The organism is Thalassobacter sp. HA4-2, assembly GCF_055693705.1.
The window spans coordinates 2,495,786-2,510,504 of the sequence record NZ_JBVFUK010000001.1; the positions used below are offsets into that span (position 1 = coordinate 2,495,786).

Consider the following 14,719-nt stretch of genomic DNA (forward strand, 5'->3'; position numbering starts at 1 on the left):
CCCAAAGACAATAGGGTCAATCGAACCATTCCGACCAGCCCGCTTGGTAAGCGGCAGCGAGAGCGTGGGATTGCAGCGTGTTGGGGAAGGCAGGTTGCGGCGCCATGTCTGCATCGAACCGCTGGGCCGTTTCCCAGACCTGCGGGGTCAGATACCGCAGTCCGTCCGGAAGGATCATGGGGCGGTCAGGCCGCGGTTCTGGCGTGGCAAGGACAAAGCCCCAAGGGCCGAAGCTGGGCAAGTAGGTCCAGTATGGCGTCACCTGCCACGGCGCGCCTGGTGACGCCGGATTGCGCGGGGCGGCGAGCGTTGCAGCGGTGATCGAGAAGGCCTCGGGCGCGAACATGGGGCTGCCTGCTTGGGTCACGAGCGTGCCGCCCATGGAAAGGCGGTCTGCGAGCAGGCCGTAGAACTCGACCGTGTAAAGCTTGGACAAGGCGAGGTTTTTCGGGTCTGGAAGGTCTGCAATCATCACATCGAAGCGGCTGTCCCCCGCGCGGGCCCATGCGAAGGCATCGGTGTTGATGATCTGTACGCGTGGGTCCGACAATGCGCCCTCGTTCAATGTGCGCATATGCGGATGCGACGAGAACAGTTCGGTCACACGCGGGTCAAGGTCCACAAGGGTGACGTGGGCCACGTCGGGCCAGCGCAAGACTTCGCGCGCGGCCATGCCATCACCACCGCCCAGGATCAGGACACGCCCGCGGGCGGCGGCTTGGGCCATGGCGGGGTGCACCAGCGCCTCGTGGTAGCGATGCTCGTCGCGGGTGTCGAACTGGATGGAGCCGTCGAGATACAGGCGCGTGCGATCCTGAAATCGGGTGACAAGGATCTGTTGGTAGGGCGTACGTTCGGAAAAGATGATCTCGTCTTGGTACAATTGCGCGTCCACGGTGCGCACCAGGGCAGGTGCGCCCACAAGACCGCTTAGGGTCACGCCAAGGCACAGCGCCCAAGCGGCCCAGGTGCCCCGCCCCAGCTGCGCGCGGAACAGCCACAGGGTGCCCCCGGCCACGACAAGGTTGAGGGTGCCAAAGGCAAAGCCTGCCGCGATCAGGGACAGGTGCGGGATGATCAGGATCGGAAAGGCCAGTGAGGCCACCAGCGCGCCAAGGTAGTCCACGGTCAGTACGTTTTCGAACCGAAACTTGGCTGCCCCGATCTGTTCGAGGATGCGGGCGAGCAACGGAATCTCCATGCCCGAAAGCACGCCCACAACAATCAAGGCCCCGTAAAGCGGCAGCGCCACGACGCCGGACCACGCATAGGCCAGAAAAGTGATCGCCGCCGCCGATCCCCCCACCACGCCCAGCACCAGTTGTGCGCGTACAAAGCCCGCGACTGCATCGCCCACAAAGCGGGACAGCCAGGCGCCAAGGCCCATCGCCGTCAGGAACACGCCGATGACAAAGCTGAACTGCCGGATCGAATCCCCGAGCAGGTAGCTGGAAACTGTGGCCGCGATCAGCTCGTAGATCAGGCCCGCGACCGCCACGACCAAAGTGGCGACCAGCAGCCAGACCTCTGCGGCCTTTGGTGGGGTGGTCACGTCAGCTGCGCACCACAGCGGCGATGATCAAGGCCAGCGCGATGAACACGGAGCCCATGAGCACAGCGATGGCCATGTTCTGATCCTCCTCCAACTCTTTGCGCAGGGAAAATGGCGTCAACCATTCCAGTATCATCCAGCAAGTGAACATCAGGCCAAACCCGAAAAAGGTGTAGAAAACCATCGAGAGGACTTCGGCCAAGTCGATACCGGAAAAGAGGCTCATGGGGATACTCCTGTTGTGGGGGTCATTTGACGCGCGTGCCCCCGATAAAGACGCCGCCCGCAGACCCGCTGCGCACGGAGGTGGTTTTGAGATCGGGCGACACGGCTCCGACCCCGTAATAACTCAGGTAGCTGGCACCACCCAAGACGCCGACCACAAGGATCAGGGCACCAATGCGGATAGGTGAGAACATCAGTCGTCCTCCTCGGTCCAGTCGGAACCGGACATGCGTTTTTTCTCGTGGACGATCTTGCCGGACATGGTCAGGCCAAAGGCAATCAGAAAGCCCACCATGGCAAAGACGAACCACCTGATGGCCGTGACCCCAGATTGCGCCGAGACCTGTACGGTGCGGTTTCGGTTTGCCCCTTCGGCGGCATCTAGCGTGACAGTGTACGTGCCGGGCACCGTGGGCTGGAAGGCGAGGCTGGCGCGGCGGGACCCTTCGGACCAGCTTTCACCACCCTCAGTGCCACTGTAGTAGCTGACGGTCCGACCCGTCTCGAACAGGGTGTTGCCTTGGGGATCCTCCACGTCGATTTCGAAATAGGTCCATTGGTTGGATAGGTTCGTGGACAGGAAAAGTTGTGCAGGGCGGTCAACCTCTGGCACTTCGAAGGATAGCGTTTGCGGCAGGTCGCCAAGGTCATAGGTGCCCAGGGTATTCACCGGACCGGTTTGCCCCCCGACCAACAGGATCAAGGCGACCGATGCCGCCGCCGCCCCACCCCAAAGCGTAAGCAAAAACTTACGGTGCGGGGACGGTGCGTAGGGTTGCAACGGATGCACGCGGCGAACGGTCGGGGCGTCCTTGCCGAAAGTCGTCCAAGTGTCGGTCGGCAAAAGGCGCGAGACTTCCACCTCCCTCTCCGATCCGGTGGCGGCATATGTGACCATCGTGTCGGGACCTACAAAGCTGACGGCAGTGCGGCGGCTGCCCATTTCGGGCAGGAAATTGAATTCCCCTTCGATGAAGGTGATCCGGGCTGTTGTCGTCTCGTAGTATCGATGGGTGAAACCCCGGTGCCAGATGCTGGGCCGGCTTTCCGCGCGCTCGACCGCTGCGGCTGAATACCAATCGGGCTGCGGCAAGTTGCGTTCCTTGCGGGTCCAGACAAGGTGCCCGTCTTCAACCGATAACCAGCCATAGCCGTGGGTGGACGAGAACACCTGATGCTCGGACCATTTCCAGGTGCGTCCGCCGTAGTCTTCGCGCATCCCCAGGGTACCAATGACTGTGACGTCGACACCGTCGATTTGCCCGCGATCCCCTAGGCGCAAGGGGCTACCTGGCCGGGACAGCCTCTCGTATTTGGCCAACACGGCATAATTGTCCTGTGCGTCCAACACCGCGCCGCAGTACCCGCAGGCATGGGACAGCACACGTCCGCCGCCCAGCACGTCCAGACCCGCCCCGCAACTGGTGCAGTTGATTGTCTTGAGTTTAGCGGTCATGGCGCGCGCACCTGCCATGGATCAATCCACGTCCCCGCAAACCAAGCAGAGCCGCCGGTCCAACGCTCCGCGCTCAGAATACGGCCATCGGGGCCGGACAAGTTGGCGAACATATGCACCTCGCCCACTTCGGGGCTTTCGGGCAATTGGCCGCGAAAGGCGCGGCAGGTGGCGTTTGCAACCTCGCCCGTGATGAAACGAGTGCCGCGATAGCGATACTCTGCTCCGAGCCGAAAGACCGAAGGGTCCATTCCCAGATCGAGGGGCACCTGCCAAACGACGTCCCCCTCGTCTACGGACACCCAGATCGGTTGGCCCTTCGCATCCTCGCCCCAGTATTCGTCCCAGACCCCACGCCCGTAGTCGTATTGAATGTGACCCCGCGCAATGAAGGTTTCATCGCCGACCCGTGCCCTCTGGCCCAAGGCGAACAGGCTGGGGGCGTCAAACACCTGCCCCGCCGTGCCTGCACTGCGCAGCACCTCATCCTCGCGCACCAAGGTCGTCCCGCAATAATCGCAGGCCTGCACACGTGCAGTTGCCATCAGCGGTGGAAGGGCGGCCCCGCAGTTGGGGCAAGTGTCGGCCATAGAGTGTCCTTGAACAGATCACCCCTTATCTAGTCGCTCAGGCTTGGCCTGCCCAGACCAAACACGGGTCATAAGTCCACGCGTGTCAATCAAAGGCGCAGCGTCCAACCGTTCTGCATGAGCCTTAATCGAGATCGACAACATGGATTCCAGCGTGAAATAGGCGCGCAGAATACGGAAAATCAGGTATTCGGGCAGGAAAAGCACCGCGCGCGGTTGTCCGTTCACAAGGGCTGCAAAGGTCGCAACGATGGCGGGGGCCCCCACCATCACGGCGATGACGGCCTGAAGCTCCAGCGGTTGCAGCGTGTGAAAGCCGCCAAAGTACTCGATGAAGCCAAACAGGATCAGGGGCACCACCATGGCACGACGGCCCGAGTTGATCAGCATATAGGGCAGCACCAACTTGCCGCGCACGGTTGGGCTGGACGAAAACAGCATTTCGCGGCAGCGCGACGAGATGTGATAGACGGAGCGAAACCACCGCATCCGCTGTTCACGCATGTGTTTGTAGGTGGCGGGCACCTCGGAGATGAAATGCACCTCTGGGTCTACAACGAGGGAATAGCCCAACTCGCCGATGCGCAGGGACATATCCGTGTCCTCGCCGTTCATCCCCTCGACAAAGCCGCCAAGGGATTTGGGCAAGTGGGACCGGTAGGCGGCCAACATGCCCGGCACACCGACCACTGAATTGATCGGCCCGAACGCAACAGAATAGAAGCCGTGTTTGACCAAAGCTTCCATAAATCGGGCGCGATCGAACAGGCCACCGCCGGGCGAAAAGGGCAGACCGCCGACCACGCCCACATGGGGGTCGGCGAAATGCCGCATAATGTTGGTCAGGGCATCTGGGCCCATGAGCGTGTCCGCATCGACGCGGATCATGAAGTCCGTCTCGATCGCCGCAACACAAGCGTTCAGAGCATTTGATTTTCCCGGTGTCGGAACGTCAAAAACAACGCCAGCCAAATGCTGGCACTGGTCCAAGGCCGCTTGCGCCACGTCAAAGGTGTTATCGGTCGAATTGTTGTTCGCGATCATCATGACCACTTGGCCATCGTAGCGGCTGGCGGCGATGTCGGCCGCCTCGATCACCTTGGCGATGATGTATTCTTCGTTGTGTGCCGGGGCAAAGATCGTCACAGCCGGGCTGAACTTGCGGCGTCGTGCCAAGATTTGCTGCGCAGTGCCATAGATGAACAGCGAAATGAAGACTGTGGGCAGGAATAGAAACACCCCTGGCCCGATCCCGCCCAGCAAGGCTACGGAGCGCAGACGTTCAACAAGTTCCAGGTCCAACTGCGAGACCCAAATCGAAAGCCCCGCCGCGAACAACGCAACCGAAAAGGCGGTCGTCATCGTTTCCCAGTTTCGGGTTGTGTCGATGGACATGGGGATGCGTGCGGGCATGCGGCCCCGTTCCAACAGTTTGAACGAATAAACCGTGAAGCCGATGATCCCGGACGCAATCGCCACAACATGCACATGCAAGGCCACGCCGAATTGATAGGCCATCATGGATGCGGCGGCGTCCAGCAAAAGGCAACACGCCATATACGTCAGGCACATGTCTGCCATCAGGCCAATCGCGTGCATGGGCCGGCGGTCCATGAACATACAGAATGATACGAAAAAGCACAGGATGAAGACACGGATCGAAACCGTGTAGTACCCCTGATAGCCGTCATAGAAATACAGATCGTGGTGCGGAAAGGTCTGCCGCAAGTATGGAAATGCGCCCAAGACCCATAGGGACGAAGCCGCGAGGACCGAAAACACCAGCAAAACGTAGATGGCCCGCAGTTGTGGCACGCGGTGGGAAAACTGCTTGGGCGCGCTGTCGACGGACCAGAATTCAACTTCGGCCCGTCCATCCGATTTAGGATTGGTGCTGGGGACTTGGGTCACAGGATCAACGCGGAGCTGTCTGATGGCTTAGCGTGACAATGCCGCTGATGCTGCCGTCCAGCAAAGAGGGCTGCGCCGTGCGTGCGCGGGCAAAGGCTTCGACCTGTGCAGGCCGGGCTATGGGGCGCTCCGAGACGATGAGATCCTGTGGATTTGACTCAATGGAAGCGCCACTCAGGTCCTGCAAGGTAATGGCCCGCAACAAGCGTCGCTTCTCTTCCGGTTGTGCTTCGACATGTGCGCCGGAGGGTTTGGCCGTCACAAAAGCAGGATGCACAGGCTCTAGATCAGCGATTGTGTCTGTTGAAGGCGCTTGCGGCAAGGCAGGGGTATCCATAGTCGTCACCACCTCGATCGGTTCCGGCAGCGCGGTCACGCCACTGCCGTCCAAAGGCGTCCCTAGAGTGCCGATGCTTTGCGCAACGGAAGTCGTGCCAGCGATCCCACCCGACGCGTCCAAGCTGGTTGGCTCGATGGATCCGGTGCGCAGGTCATCCTTAAGGGCGCCCGGGGCCGAGGTAAGATCGTCGATCTGCGGAGGCTGAGGCGCCATCGGCAACGATGCGTCACGTTCCAGTTTTAGATCCGTATCGGGTTGATCTGCGGAAGTGTTCAAAGGTGCCAACGCCTCGACCGGCAAGGACACCAATGCTGCAATCCGCGTCCCTTCGGTCAGGGGGAAGTGCGCGATCTCTTGCGGATCAATGATCTGTTGCAGACCATAGGGCGCGGCTAGATCATCGCGCAGCTTGGGCCAGACCAGCCAGATGGAGCGGTCCTGCTCTGCCAACATATCAGCGGCGGCCTCGACAATCTGGTTGCGCCACAACAGACGGACTGCGCCTTGGCTGTCGTTGGCCATGGTGTCCACAGGGTTCCACCGGACGTCATCCCCGAAAGCTTCGGCGAGGAAGGTCACAGCGGCGGTGGCCTCGGCGGCGTTCAGGTTGCCCGATACTTGCAAATCAAGGCTGCCGGGCAGTGCGTTGATGAATGCCGCTGGCTTGGGGTCGGCTGCATCCATACCGCCACGCAACTTGGTGCCGCGTTCCAACTGCGCCATCACCGGCACACCAGACAAACAATCAACGCCAGACCGCTCCTCGGAGTTGATCAACTTGACCTCGATCACGTTCGCAAAGCCCTGCAGATCAGCGGGCAAGGCGATGGTGCGGCGCACACGACCGATAGAGTCGGCCAGACGCTCTGTGTGAATAGAGCTTCCATTCAGGGTGACGGACAGCATCCACGCCTCTTCTGCGTTCAATCCGACCATGGACATATCCAGGTCAAAATGCGTGGGCAATTCCGCGCGCGGGGTGCTGCGCAGGTCATAGGGAATACGCCAATCGGTGGAAAATTCGAAATACCGCGCTTCGCCCAGCGGAGTGCGATGGGCCACTTCAAGGGGCCACGTCACCTCTTCTGGCAGGGGCGCACGGGCTGCGATGGCATCGGCCACATCAAGATCATCCGGGGACATGACAACGGCAAGCGGCCATGCCTTGCCTTCGGGCTGGAACTCCGCGCGGGTCCCGCGATGGGTTTGATCCGTGGCAAATCGCATCATGCGGCCCAGCGTTTTCGAGGACGCGGCGTCGTCGGACGGCCACGCGATTTGCACCGGGTTCCCCGTCGCACGCAGACGGTCTTCGAGGCTGACCAGAGCCTCGGATGTGGTCAGGTTGATCCGGCTGGTCGGCTCGATCCGGACGACCATACCGCCGTCCCAGTGGGCAGAGCAGGTCATCTGAGGAAAGCGACCTTCGGCGGCGAGGGACACTTCGAGCACCGACTTGGTTAAATCAGCTGGCAGCAGGTTCAAACGAACCGTATGCCGCGAGATACCCTCGGGCAAGATCAGCTCGCCGCGCCGTTCACCATTCACGTTAATCCGAAGACGGGCAATGCCCTCTTCTTGAAGCTGCGCGGACAAGTCCAACAGCAACATGCCATCTTCAACGCGCACGTCCTTGGGCAGGTTGAAGCTGGCTTTTTGATATCCGGGCGATCCCGCAAGCGCGGTCCAAGTGTCACTTTCGCGCACAATAAAGGTGTATTCACTGGGATCTTGACGGCTGCCCGCAGTGGGCGGCGCGTTAGAAATCAGATCATGCAGCGTGCGATCATCGCGCAGGCGCGTCATCAATTCATTTGTTTCACGATCTTTGACGACGACGAACTGTATCAGCCCCATCACCAACATCACGAACAATGCCAAACCCAAAAGTCTCATCCGCGTGCTCCTTGCCCTAAGCTGCGGTTATTGTGGAGCGGGGCCGTGTATTCACGTGCCCCACCAGTGCCCTATGGCTTATTCCGCTGCAAACTTGCGGATCGGCGTCGCATCAGTCACAACGCCTGCCCTTTGATCCCCTGTCCAAGTGGACACACAAGCGACGCTGTCCGGGATGTAACGGTTCTTGTACTTCTGAGCGATTTCCACGGTTTCGCGCAGAATGCCCTGCTTCAACGTGATCGGGTTCAAACCCAATTTGAGGAAGCTATCGTTGCGCACGACCAAGTCGTTCTCAGCCGCTTCTTTACGTGGATTGTCCACCATGGCGATTTTGGCGCCCGTCTGATCGGCAACCATCTGGGCCAAATCACGCACGCGGTGCTGTTCGGTGACCTGGTTCATGATCTTGACCGGCTCACCCCGCGCAGGGGGATTGGCGACGGCCAGCGCCAGACATTTCACCGTGTCTTGGATATTGATGAACGCACGGGTCTGGCCGCCCGTGCCATGCACGGTCAACGGGTGCCCAACAGCGGCCTGCATCAAGAACCGATTCAGCACCGTGCCATAGTCACCATCGTAGTCGAACCGGTTGATCAGCTTGTCGTGCATCCGCGTTTCTTCGGTCTGGGTGCCCCAGACAATGCCTTGGTGCAGATCCGTGATGCGGATACCATCGTTGCCGGCGTAGAATTGGAACAAGATCTGCTCCATCGACTTGGTCATGTGGTAAACCGAGCCGGGCTTGGTCGGATACAGGATGTCCCGGTCATGCCACTGACCATCGTCATTCTGCACTTTGACGGGCAGGTAGCCTTCGGGGATTGTGAACCCCTCCCCGGCGTAACCATAGACGCCCATGGTGCCCAAATGGACAATGTGCGTGTCCAGCTGAAGGCCCGCGACGGCGGTCATAAGGTTGTGTGTGCCGCGAATGTTGTTGTCGACTGTGTACCGCTTCGACGTCGTATCACGCATGGAGAACGGTGCCGCGCGCTGTTCGCCAAAGTGGATGACGGTGTCGGGCTTTTGCATGGCTAGCAAGCTTTCAAGACCTGCGTAGTCCTTGGCGACATCCAGCTTGAAGAACTCGATGCGTTTGCCGCTGACCTCTTCCCAGACACGCACGCGGTCTGAGATGTGAGCGATTGGCGTCAGGCTTTGTGCACCCAACTCGCGGTCAATGCGTCGGCGGGACATGTTATCAACAACGGTCACATGGTGACCGAGGTTGGACAGGTGCAGCGCTGTGGGCCAACCACAAAAACCATCACCGCCAATGATCAAGACATTCTTATTTTGCACATCTGCCATAACATTCACCCTTTACCGCGCGTTTTGCGTTATTGAAGGCGCGTCGCTCTGGTGCGGCGCGTTAACCTTAATGACAAAATCGCGGATGAATGGGGCCAAAGTTTGGCTCAAGTAGACGGGAAGCTGCCTTAGTTTGGCCTAATTTGGGCAACAGTTGCTATATTTTGTTGCGAGTGCAGAAACAGCCACAAGGGGCGCTATGGGCTCTAATCCCAAGATACATCAAATTTACGCACGAGCGCCTGAATCTGTCCTTCATCCAACCACTTAGGCTCCATGCCGCGGGTCAGAATGGCCAGTTTCGAGGTCTCTTCCAGCTCTTCCATAGCATAGACAGCAGCCTCGAGATCCTTGCCAGCAACGACTGGACCATGGTGCGCCAAGACCACTGCGCTGCGTTTGCCTGCAAGACCCCGGATGGCATCCCCCATAGCCGGATCGCCCGGCATATAGAACGGCAACAGTTTCACCTTGCCCAACCGCATGATCCCGTAGGCAGTCAAGGGCGGCAGCATGTTGTCTGGATCCGTATCGGGCAACAACGACAAGGCGACCGAATGTGTGGAATGCAAGTGCACAACCGCGCCCGTGGGCCGGGTGTCATAGAACGCAGTGTGTAGCGGGACTTCCTTGGTTGGCTTATCACCGGATAAATGCACCCCGGTTTCATCCAGTACGGACAACGTCGCGGGATCCAGGCGCCCAAAACAATGCCCTGTCGGAGTGACGATGAGCCGACCGTCCGACAGTCGCGCTGAAATGTTACCAGACGCACCAGAGGTCAGCCCACGCTCAAACATCGACGCCGCGAAGGTACAAATCTCTTCGCGCAGGCGGCTTTCTTCACTCATGATCGATCATATGTCTCGAAGGCATCGGGAAAGAACGTCTCGGTTCCGAAATTGCCAGATTTTAGGGCCAGTGCGACCGGTGTGCCATCGCTTGTACAGGTGGTCCAAGGCACGCCCGGTGCGATCTCAATACCGATGGACAGTCTATCCACATCCAGCGCACGCGTTATAGCACCCGATGTCTCGCCGCCGGCGGCCACGATGCGTGTCATGCCGTGGGCGACGGCATCGCGTGCAAGCTGCGCCAGCGCATCCTCGACCAGCACCCCTGCCCGAGCGACGCCAAGTTTTTCTTGGGCAGCTTTCACCGATGACGGTTCTGCCGTGGCATATATAATCTTGGGTTCCGCGGGGTCGCGCCCGGCCAGCCATTTGCGCGCGCCGTCCACGCCGTGTTCTACAAGATCCAAAGGATCCAAGCGATAGCCCGACGCGGTTTTGAGATACGTTCCCACTTGCGCACGGGTCATGGCAGAGCAGCTGCCGGAAAGCACGATTTGGCCCCCGTCCACCACGGGCATCTCGTAGCTGCCCTGAACCTCAGACAGCAGACCAGCTTCGCGGTACATCTGCGGCAAGGACTGCGCCACTGCGCTGCCTCCGGTCAGCAAAGTCATTCCGTGACAGGCCTGCGCAATGGTTTCCAAATCCGCATTATCAATTGCGTCCACGATCACGTGCGGCACGGCATCGGCTTTCAAACCGTCAAGCGCCGCACCTACGGCCTCTGGCCCCTTGCGGATTGTCGGCCAGGTGATCTGTCCCACATCCCGGCGCACTTGGGTGCCAAGAAGACGGCCAAGGTGGCTGTCCCGCATGGGGGTCAACGGGTGATCCTTCATCGGGCTTTCCGACAAAAGTTGATCTGCGACGTGCAGATAGCCGTTATACACTGTCCGTCCGTTCTCAGGAAAGGATGGGCAGTAGATTGTCTGAGACACGCCGAGGTCGGCCATCAAGGCTTCGGCGACCGGGCCGATGTTGCCGCGCGGCGTACTGTCGAAAGTCGAACAATACTTCCAAAAGACATGCTGCGCCCCAACGGCTCGCAACCACTTCAGCGCCGCCCGCGATTGCGCAACGGCATCTTCGACAGGCAAGGTTCGGGACTTAAGGGCAATCACCTCAAATGCGGCCGTGTCCGTGATATCGGTCGGAATCCCAATCCGCAGGTTTACCTGAACCCCTGCCCGGGCCAACATGGCCGCGAGGTCTGTTGCACCGGTAAAGTCATCCGCAATGGCGCCAAAGACGACGTTCATAGTATCATCCTCAAAGGTTCACCGTGGTTATCTTGCCCAACGTCAGGCATGGCAACCACAGAAGGCACCCGAAGCACAAGGCGGCGCGGAGTGATGCAGTTTTGCACTTTGCACAGATTACTTGTTCATCTTCGCCAACATTGCCTGCATATCAGCGAGCTGCTTTTTGATCGCGTCCAACTCCTGCTCGGCCGAGGCATCAGGTTTTGCTGCATCCGGTTCTTCATGATCCGGTGAAGGTCCAGTCCATCCCGGCGCAACACCCCCGTCATTGCTTTCAAAAACGCCTGTTGCTGCGCCTGCATCGCCTCGAACCCGGGCATTTTGGCCAATGGGTTCATAGCGTTCATGTTTTCGACGATCTTAGACTGACCCGATTGCAGCATTTCAAAACTGCTGGCCAGAAAATCAGGCACGACCGAGTGCGCCTGAGTTGTGTAGCTGCGCACAAGATCGGTGAGGACTGCAATCGGCAACACCGATTCACCCTTGCTCTCATGCTCTGCAACGATCTGCAAAAGGTACTGTCGGGTAAGGTCATCTCCGGATTTCAGATCAACGATCTGCACCTCACGGCCATCACGGATGAAGCCTGCGATGTCCTCTAGTGTCACGTAGTCGGATGTCTCGGTATTATACAGCCGGCGGCTGGCGTAGCGTTTGATAAGCAGTGCTTTGGTCTCTGGGGCCACGCTCAGACCTCCCTCATCACGTTGCGGTGCAGAAACGATACGCCGCACATGCGCAAAAGCCAAGCGCACAAAAACGGGCGGAGCCTTGCGGCCCCGCCCAACATTTCAACCCACAGGGAGGACGTGGGAGAAAATGTCTACGCGCTTACTTTGCAGTAGCAGCTTTCTTGGTCGCAGCAGTCGCTTCGGCAGTTGCTTTTTTCACAGCTGCGGTTGCGTCTTCTTGTGCTTCTTTGCCGGCGGCCAGCATCAGTTCAACAGTTTCCATCTGAACTTTTTTGGCAACTTCAGCGAACGCAGCCATGTTTTCAGCAGCAACTTCGGCGGAAGCAGATGCGAAATCGGTGACGGCTTTGGCGTAGTCAGCAGGCTCGTCTTTGGCGGCGGCCAGAGGAGACATCTTGTTCAGAGTTTCCATGGTCCACTTGTTGGAGATCTCTGCGGATTTCTCAGCAGCTTCCAGAGCCATGCCGGACATTTTTTCGACCATTGCAGCTTGCGATTTGAACGCGTCTGTCATGGCAGCTGTGTCAACGGGGAAGGAACCCATCATGTCGGTCATGTACTTGGTGAAGTCTTGTGTTTTAGCCATTGTGCTATCTCCGGGTTTGCGCGGGATGTCCCGGACTGCCCGGGGCTGTTTCTCTGCGCTTGAGACACAACTAAATGCTGCAGTGCGGCATTGCAAGCTTTTTCTGCACTGCAGCATTGTCAGATTGACGCAGGGTCAGCCCTGCTTTTTCACATAGGATCCGGGAGCGTCGGCGATGGCTGGAAAGTCACCCTGCCCAGGAACGCGCGCCGCGACCATCTTGCCGGATCGACCCGACAGCCATTCAGACCAACGGGGCCACCAGGAGCCTTGGTTAAATGTGGCCCCTTCCATCCATGCATCCGCATCGAGGGTCATATTGTCGTTGGTGTAGTGACCGTATTTCTTTTTGGACGGCGGGTTCACAATCCCTGCGATGTGACCCGACTCTGACACGATGAACGTCTTATCTTTGGATCCCATCTGGCTGACGCCGCTAAAGCTGGCCTTCCACGCAGCAATATGATCGGTTTCGCAGGCGATCGCGCACAAAGGCACCGACACATCCTCAAGGCTCAGTGTCTCTCCGAACATCTCGATGCCCCCGTCAGACAGTTTGTTGCCCACGCACAACCCACGCAGATATTCCACAACCATCTTGCCCGGCAGGTTGGTCCCATCGCCGTTCCAGTACAGCAGATCGAAGGCCGGCGGCTTATCCCCCAGCATGTAGCTGCGGATCGCCGGTTGATAGATCAGGTCATTGGCTCGCAGGTAGCTAAAGGTGCGCGACATGAAGAACTTGTCGAGATAGCCCTTGTTCGCAGCCTCGCGTTCAATACCGTCGACAAAATCATCTGTCAGGAACACGGCCATTTCACCCTGATCGGAGAAATCTGTCATAGTGGTAAAGAACGTGGCGGACTTGATCGATGTGTCGCCACGCTTTTTCATCAATGCCAGGGTCAGGGACAAAGTGGTTCCCGCGATGCAATAGCCGATGGCGTTGACCTGCTTTTGCCCTGTGATTTCTTTCACCACGTCCACGGCAGTCAGGTAGCCTTCGTCGACATACTGTTCCATCCCGACGTCTGCATAGGTTGCGTCAGGATTGACCCAGGATACAACGAACAGCGTATACCCCTGATCTACAATCCATTTGATCAGGCTGTTCTTCTCTTTCAGATCCAGCACGTAAAACTTGTTGATCCAAGGCGGGAACAGCACGACGGGCACCGCATGCACTTTCTCGGTGGTCGGTGCATACTGGATCAACTCGAACATGCGGTTGCGGAAAACCACCTTGCCGGGGGTCGCCGCCAAGTTGGTGCCAACCTCAAACGCCTCGTCATCTGCAAGAGAGACAAGCCAATCCCCTTGGTTGGCTTCAATATCATGGACCAAGTTTTCTAGGCCCTTCACAAGGCTGTCCCCTTCGGTCGCAACGGCGCGCTCCATGGCATCGGGGTTGGTCGCCAGAAAGTTGGTCGGCGAAAACATGTCGATGATCTGTTGGCTGAAGAACCCCAGCCTTGCCTTGTCGGTTTCGTCCAAACCTTCCAGATCGCCCATGGTTTCAGAAATTGCGCTCGCGCTGATCTGGTATTGCTGTTTGACAAAATTGAAATAGGGGTGCGTTTTCCACAAAGGATTAGAAAACCTACGATCCTCGGGCAGGTCGTCCTTGGGGGCCACGGGCTTCCCTTCGGCCAAAGCCGTTTGCGCCTCGACCGCATGTTTCAGGGATTGACCCCAAAAGTTCACCTGATGCTCGATGATCTTGCCGGGATTGCTGATCATTTCGGCCATGTAGGCAGCGGCCGCCTTTACATATAGATCTTGACCGGGCCCCGCGAGCCCTTGGTCAGCGCTTTTGCGCGCGGACAATGCTGTCACCAAACGCTTGGACAGCTCTTCCATTTTTCGAATGTTGCTATTGAGGCGGTCCAGCGGCTCATTTTCTTGCGCGGCTTTGGAATCGTCGGTTGTCATGGCTTGCTTTTCACCCTCATTTGCTGCATTTGCAAAGTAGCGGAGCCTAGGCGAGGGGGCAAAGCGACCAATTGAACCGGGTGCGGCCCCTTTGGGCTGACCG

Annotated in this window: 13 protein-coding genes; all 13 read right to left on the reverse strand. The window is 58.7% G+C overall.

The window, feature by feature from the left end:
• Window positions 1-16 precede the first annotated feature (16 nt).
• On the reverse strand, window positions 17-1,552 hold the full coding sequence (locus ACZ1G0_RS12580) for a polyamine aminopropyltransferase (protein ID WP_472737253.1): 1,536 nt from the start codon (window positions 1,550-1,552) through the stop codon (window positions 17-19).
• A 1-nt stretch (window position 1,553) separates the two neighbouring features.
• Window positions 1,554-1,778: a DUF350 domain-containing protein gene (locus tag ACZ1G0_RS12585; protein ID WP_472737254.1), complete on the reverse strand. Its 225-nt coding sequence runs from the start codon at window positions 1,776-1,778 to the stop codon at window positions 1,554-1,556.
• Between the two features lie 22 nt (window positions 1,779-1,800).
• Window positions 1,801-1,971 carry a hypothetical protein gene (locus ACZ1G0_RS12590; protein ID WP_472737255.1) on the reverse strand — a complete coding sequence of 57 codons (171 nt, stop codon included), beginning with the start codon at window positions 1,969-1,971 and terminating at the stop codon, window positions 1,801-1,803.
• On the reverse strand, window positions 1,971-3,233 hold the full coding sequence (locus ACZ1G0_RS12595) for a DUF4178 domain-containing protein (RefSeq protein WP_472737256.1): 1,263 nt from the start codon (window positions 3,231-3,233) through the stop codon (window positions 1,971-1,973). Before ACZ1G0_RS12595 ends, ACZ1G0_RS12590 begins: the two co-directional genes overlap by 1 nt.
• Window positions 3,230-3,778 (reverse strand): DUF4178 domain-containing protein, encoded by a 549-nt coding sequence (locus ACZ1G0_RS12600; RefSeq protein ID WP_472737257.1) that lies wholly within the window; start codon window positions 3,776-3,778, stop codon window positions 3,230-3,232. Before ACZ1G0_RS12600 ends, ACZ1G0_RS12595 begins: the two co-directional genes overlap by 4 nt.
• A gap of 63 nt (window positions 3,779-3,841) precedes the next feature.
• Window positions 3,842-5,734 carry a glycosyltransferase family 2 protein gene (locus tag ACZ1G0_RS12605; protein WP_472737258.1) on the reverse strand — a complete coding sequence of 631 codons (1,893 nt, stop codon included), beginning with the start codon at window positions 5,732-5,734 and terminating at the stop codon, window positions 3,842-3,844.
• A gap of 4 nt (window positions 5,735-5,738) precedes the next feature.
• Window positions 5,739-7,970 (reverse strand): hypothetical protein, encoded by a 2,232-nt coding sequence (locus ACZ1G0_RS12610; RefSeq protein WP_472737259.1) that lies wholly within the window; start codon window positions 7,968-7,970, stop codon window positions 5,739-5,741.
• Between the two features lie 78 nt (window positions 7,971-8,048).
• Complete coding sequence (locus ACZ1G0_RS12615) at window positions 8,049-9,287, reverse strand: NAD-dependent epimerase/dehydratase family protein (RefSeq protein ID WP_472737260.1); 1,239 nt, start codon at window positions 9,285-9,287, stop codon at window positions 8,049-8,051.
• A 206-nt stretch (window positions 9,288-9,493) separates the two neighbouring features.
• A complete protein-coding gene (otnC, locus tag ACZ1G0_RS12620; protein WP_472737261.1) occupies window positions 9,494-10,138 on the reverse strand; it encodes a 3-oxo-tetronate 4-phosphate decarboxylase in 645 nt (214 codons plus the stop codon).
• Window positions 10,135-11,400, reverse strand: coding sequence for a 3-oxo-tetronate kinase (gene otnK / locus ACZ1G0_RS12625; RefSeq protein WP_472737262.1), 1,266 nt, complete (start codon window positions 11,398-11,400; stop codon window positions 10,135-10,137). The genes otnC and otnK overlap by 4 nt, the downstream gene beginning before the upstream one ends.
• A gap of 125 nt (window positions 11,401-11,525) precedes the next feature.
• Window positions 11,526-12,092, reverse strand: coding sequence for a polyhydroxyalkanoate synthesis repressor PhaR (gene phaR, locus ACZ1G0_RS12630; protein WP_472737263.1), 567 nt, complete (start codon window positions 12,090-12,092; stop codon window positions 11,526-11,528).
• A 145-nt stretch (window positions 12,093-12,237) separates the two neighbouring features.
• Entirely contained in the window at window positions 12,238-12,684 is a 447-nt protein-coding gene (locus ACZ1G0_RS12635; RefSeq protein WP_472737264.1) for a phasin family protein, read from the reverse strand.
• A 135-nt stretch (window positions 12,685-12,819) separates the two neighbouring features.
• The gene (locus tag ACZ1G0_RS12640) at window positions 12,820-14,616 is read right to left on the reverse strand and encodes a PHA/PHB synthase family protein (RefSeq protein ID WP_472737265.1); all 1,797 of its coding nucleotides are present in this window, start codon (window positions 14,614-14,616) and stop codon (window positions 12,820-12,822) included.
• Window positions 14,617-14,719 lie beyond the last annotated feature (103 nt).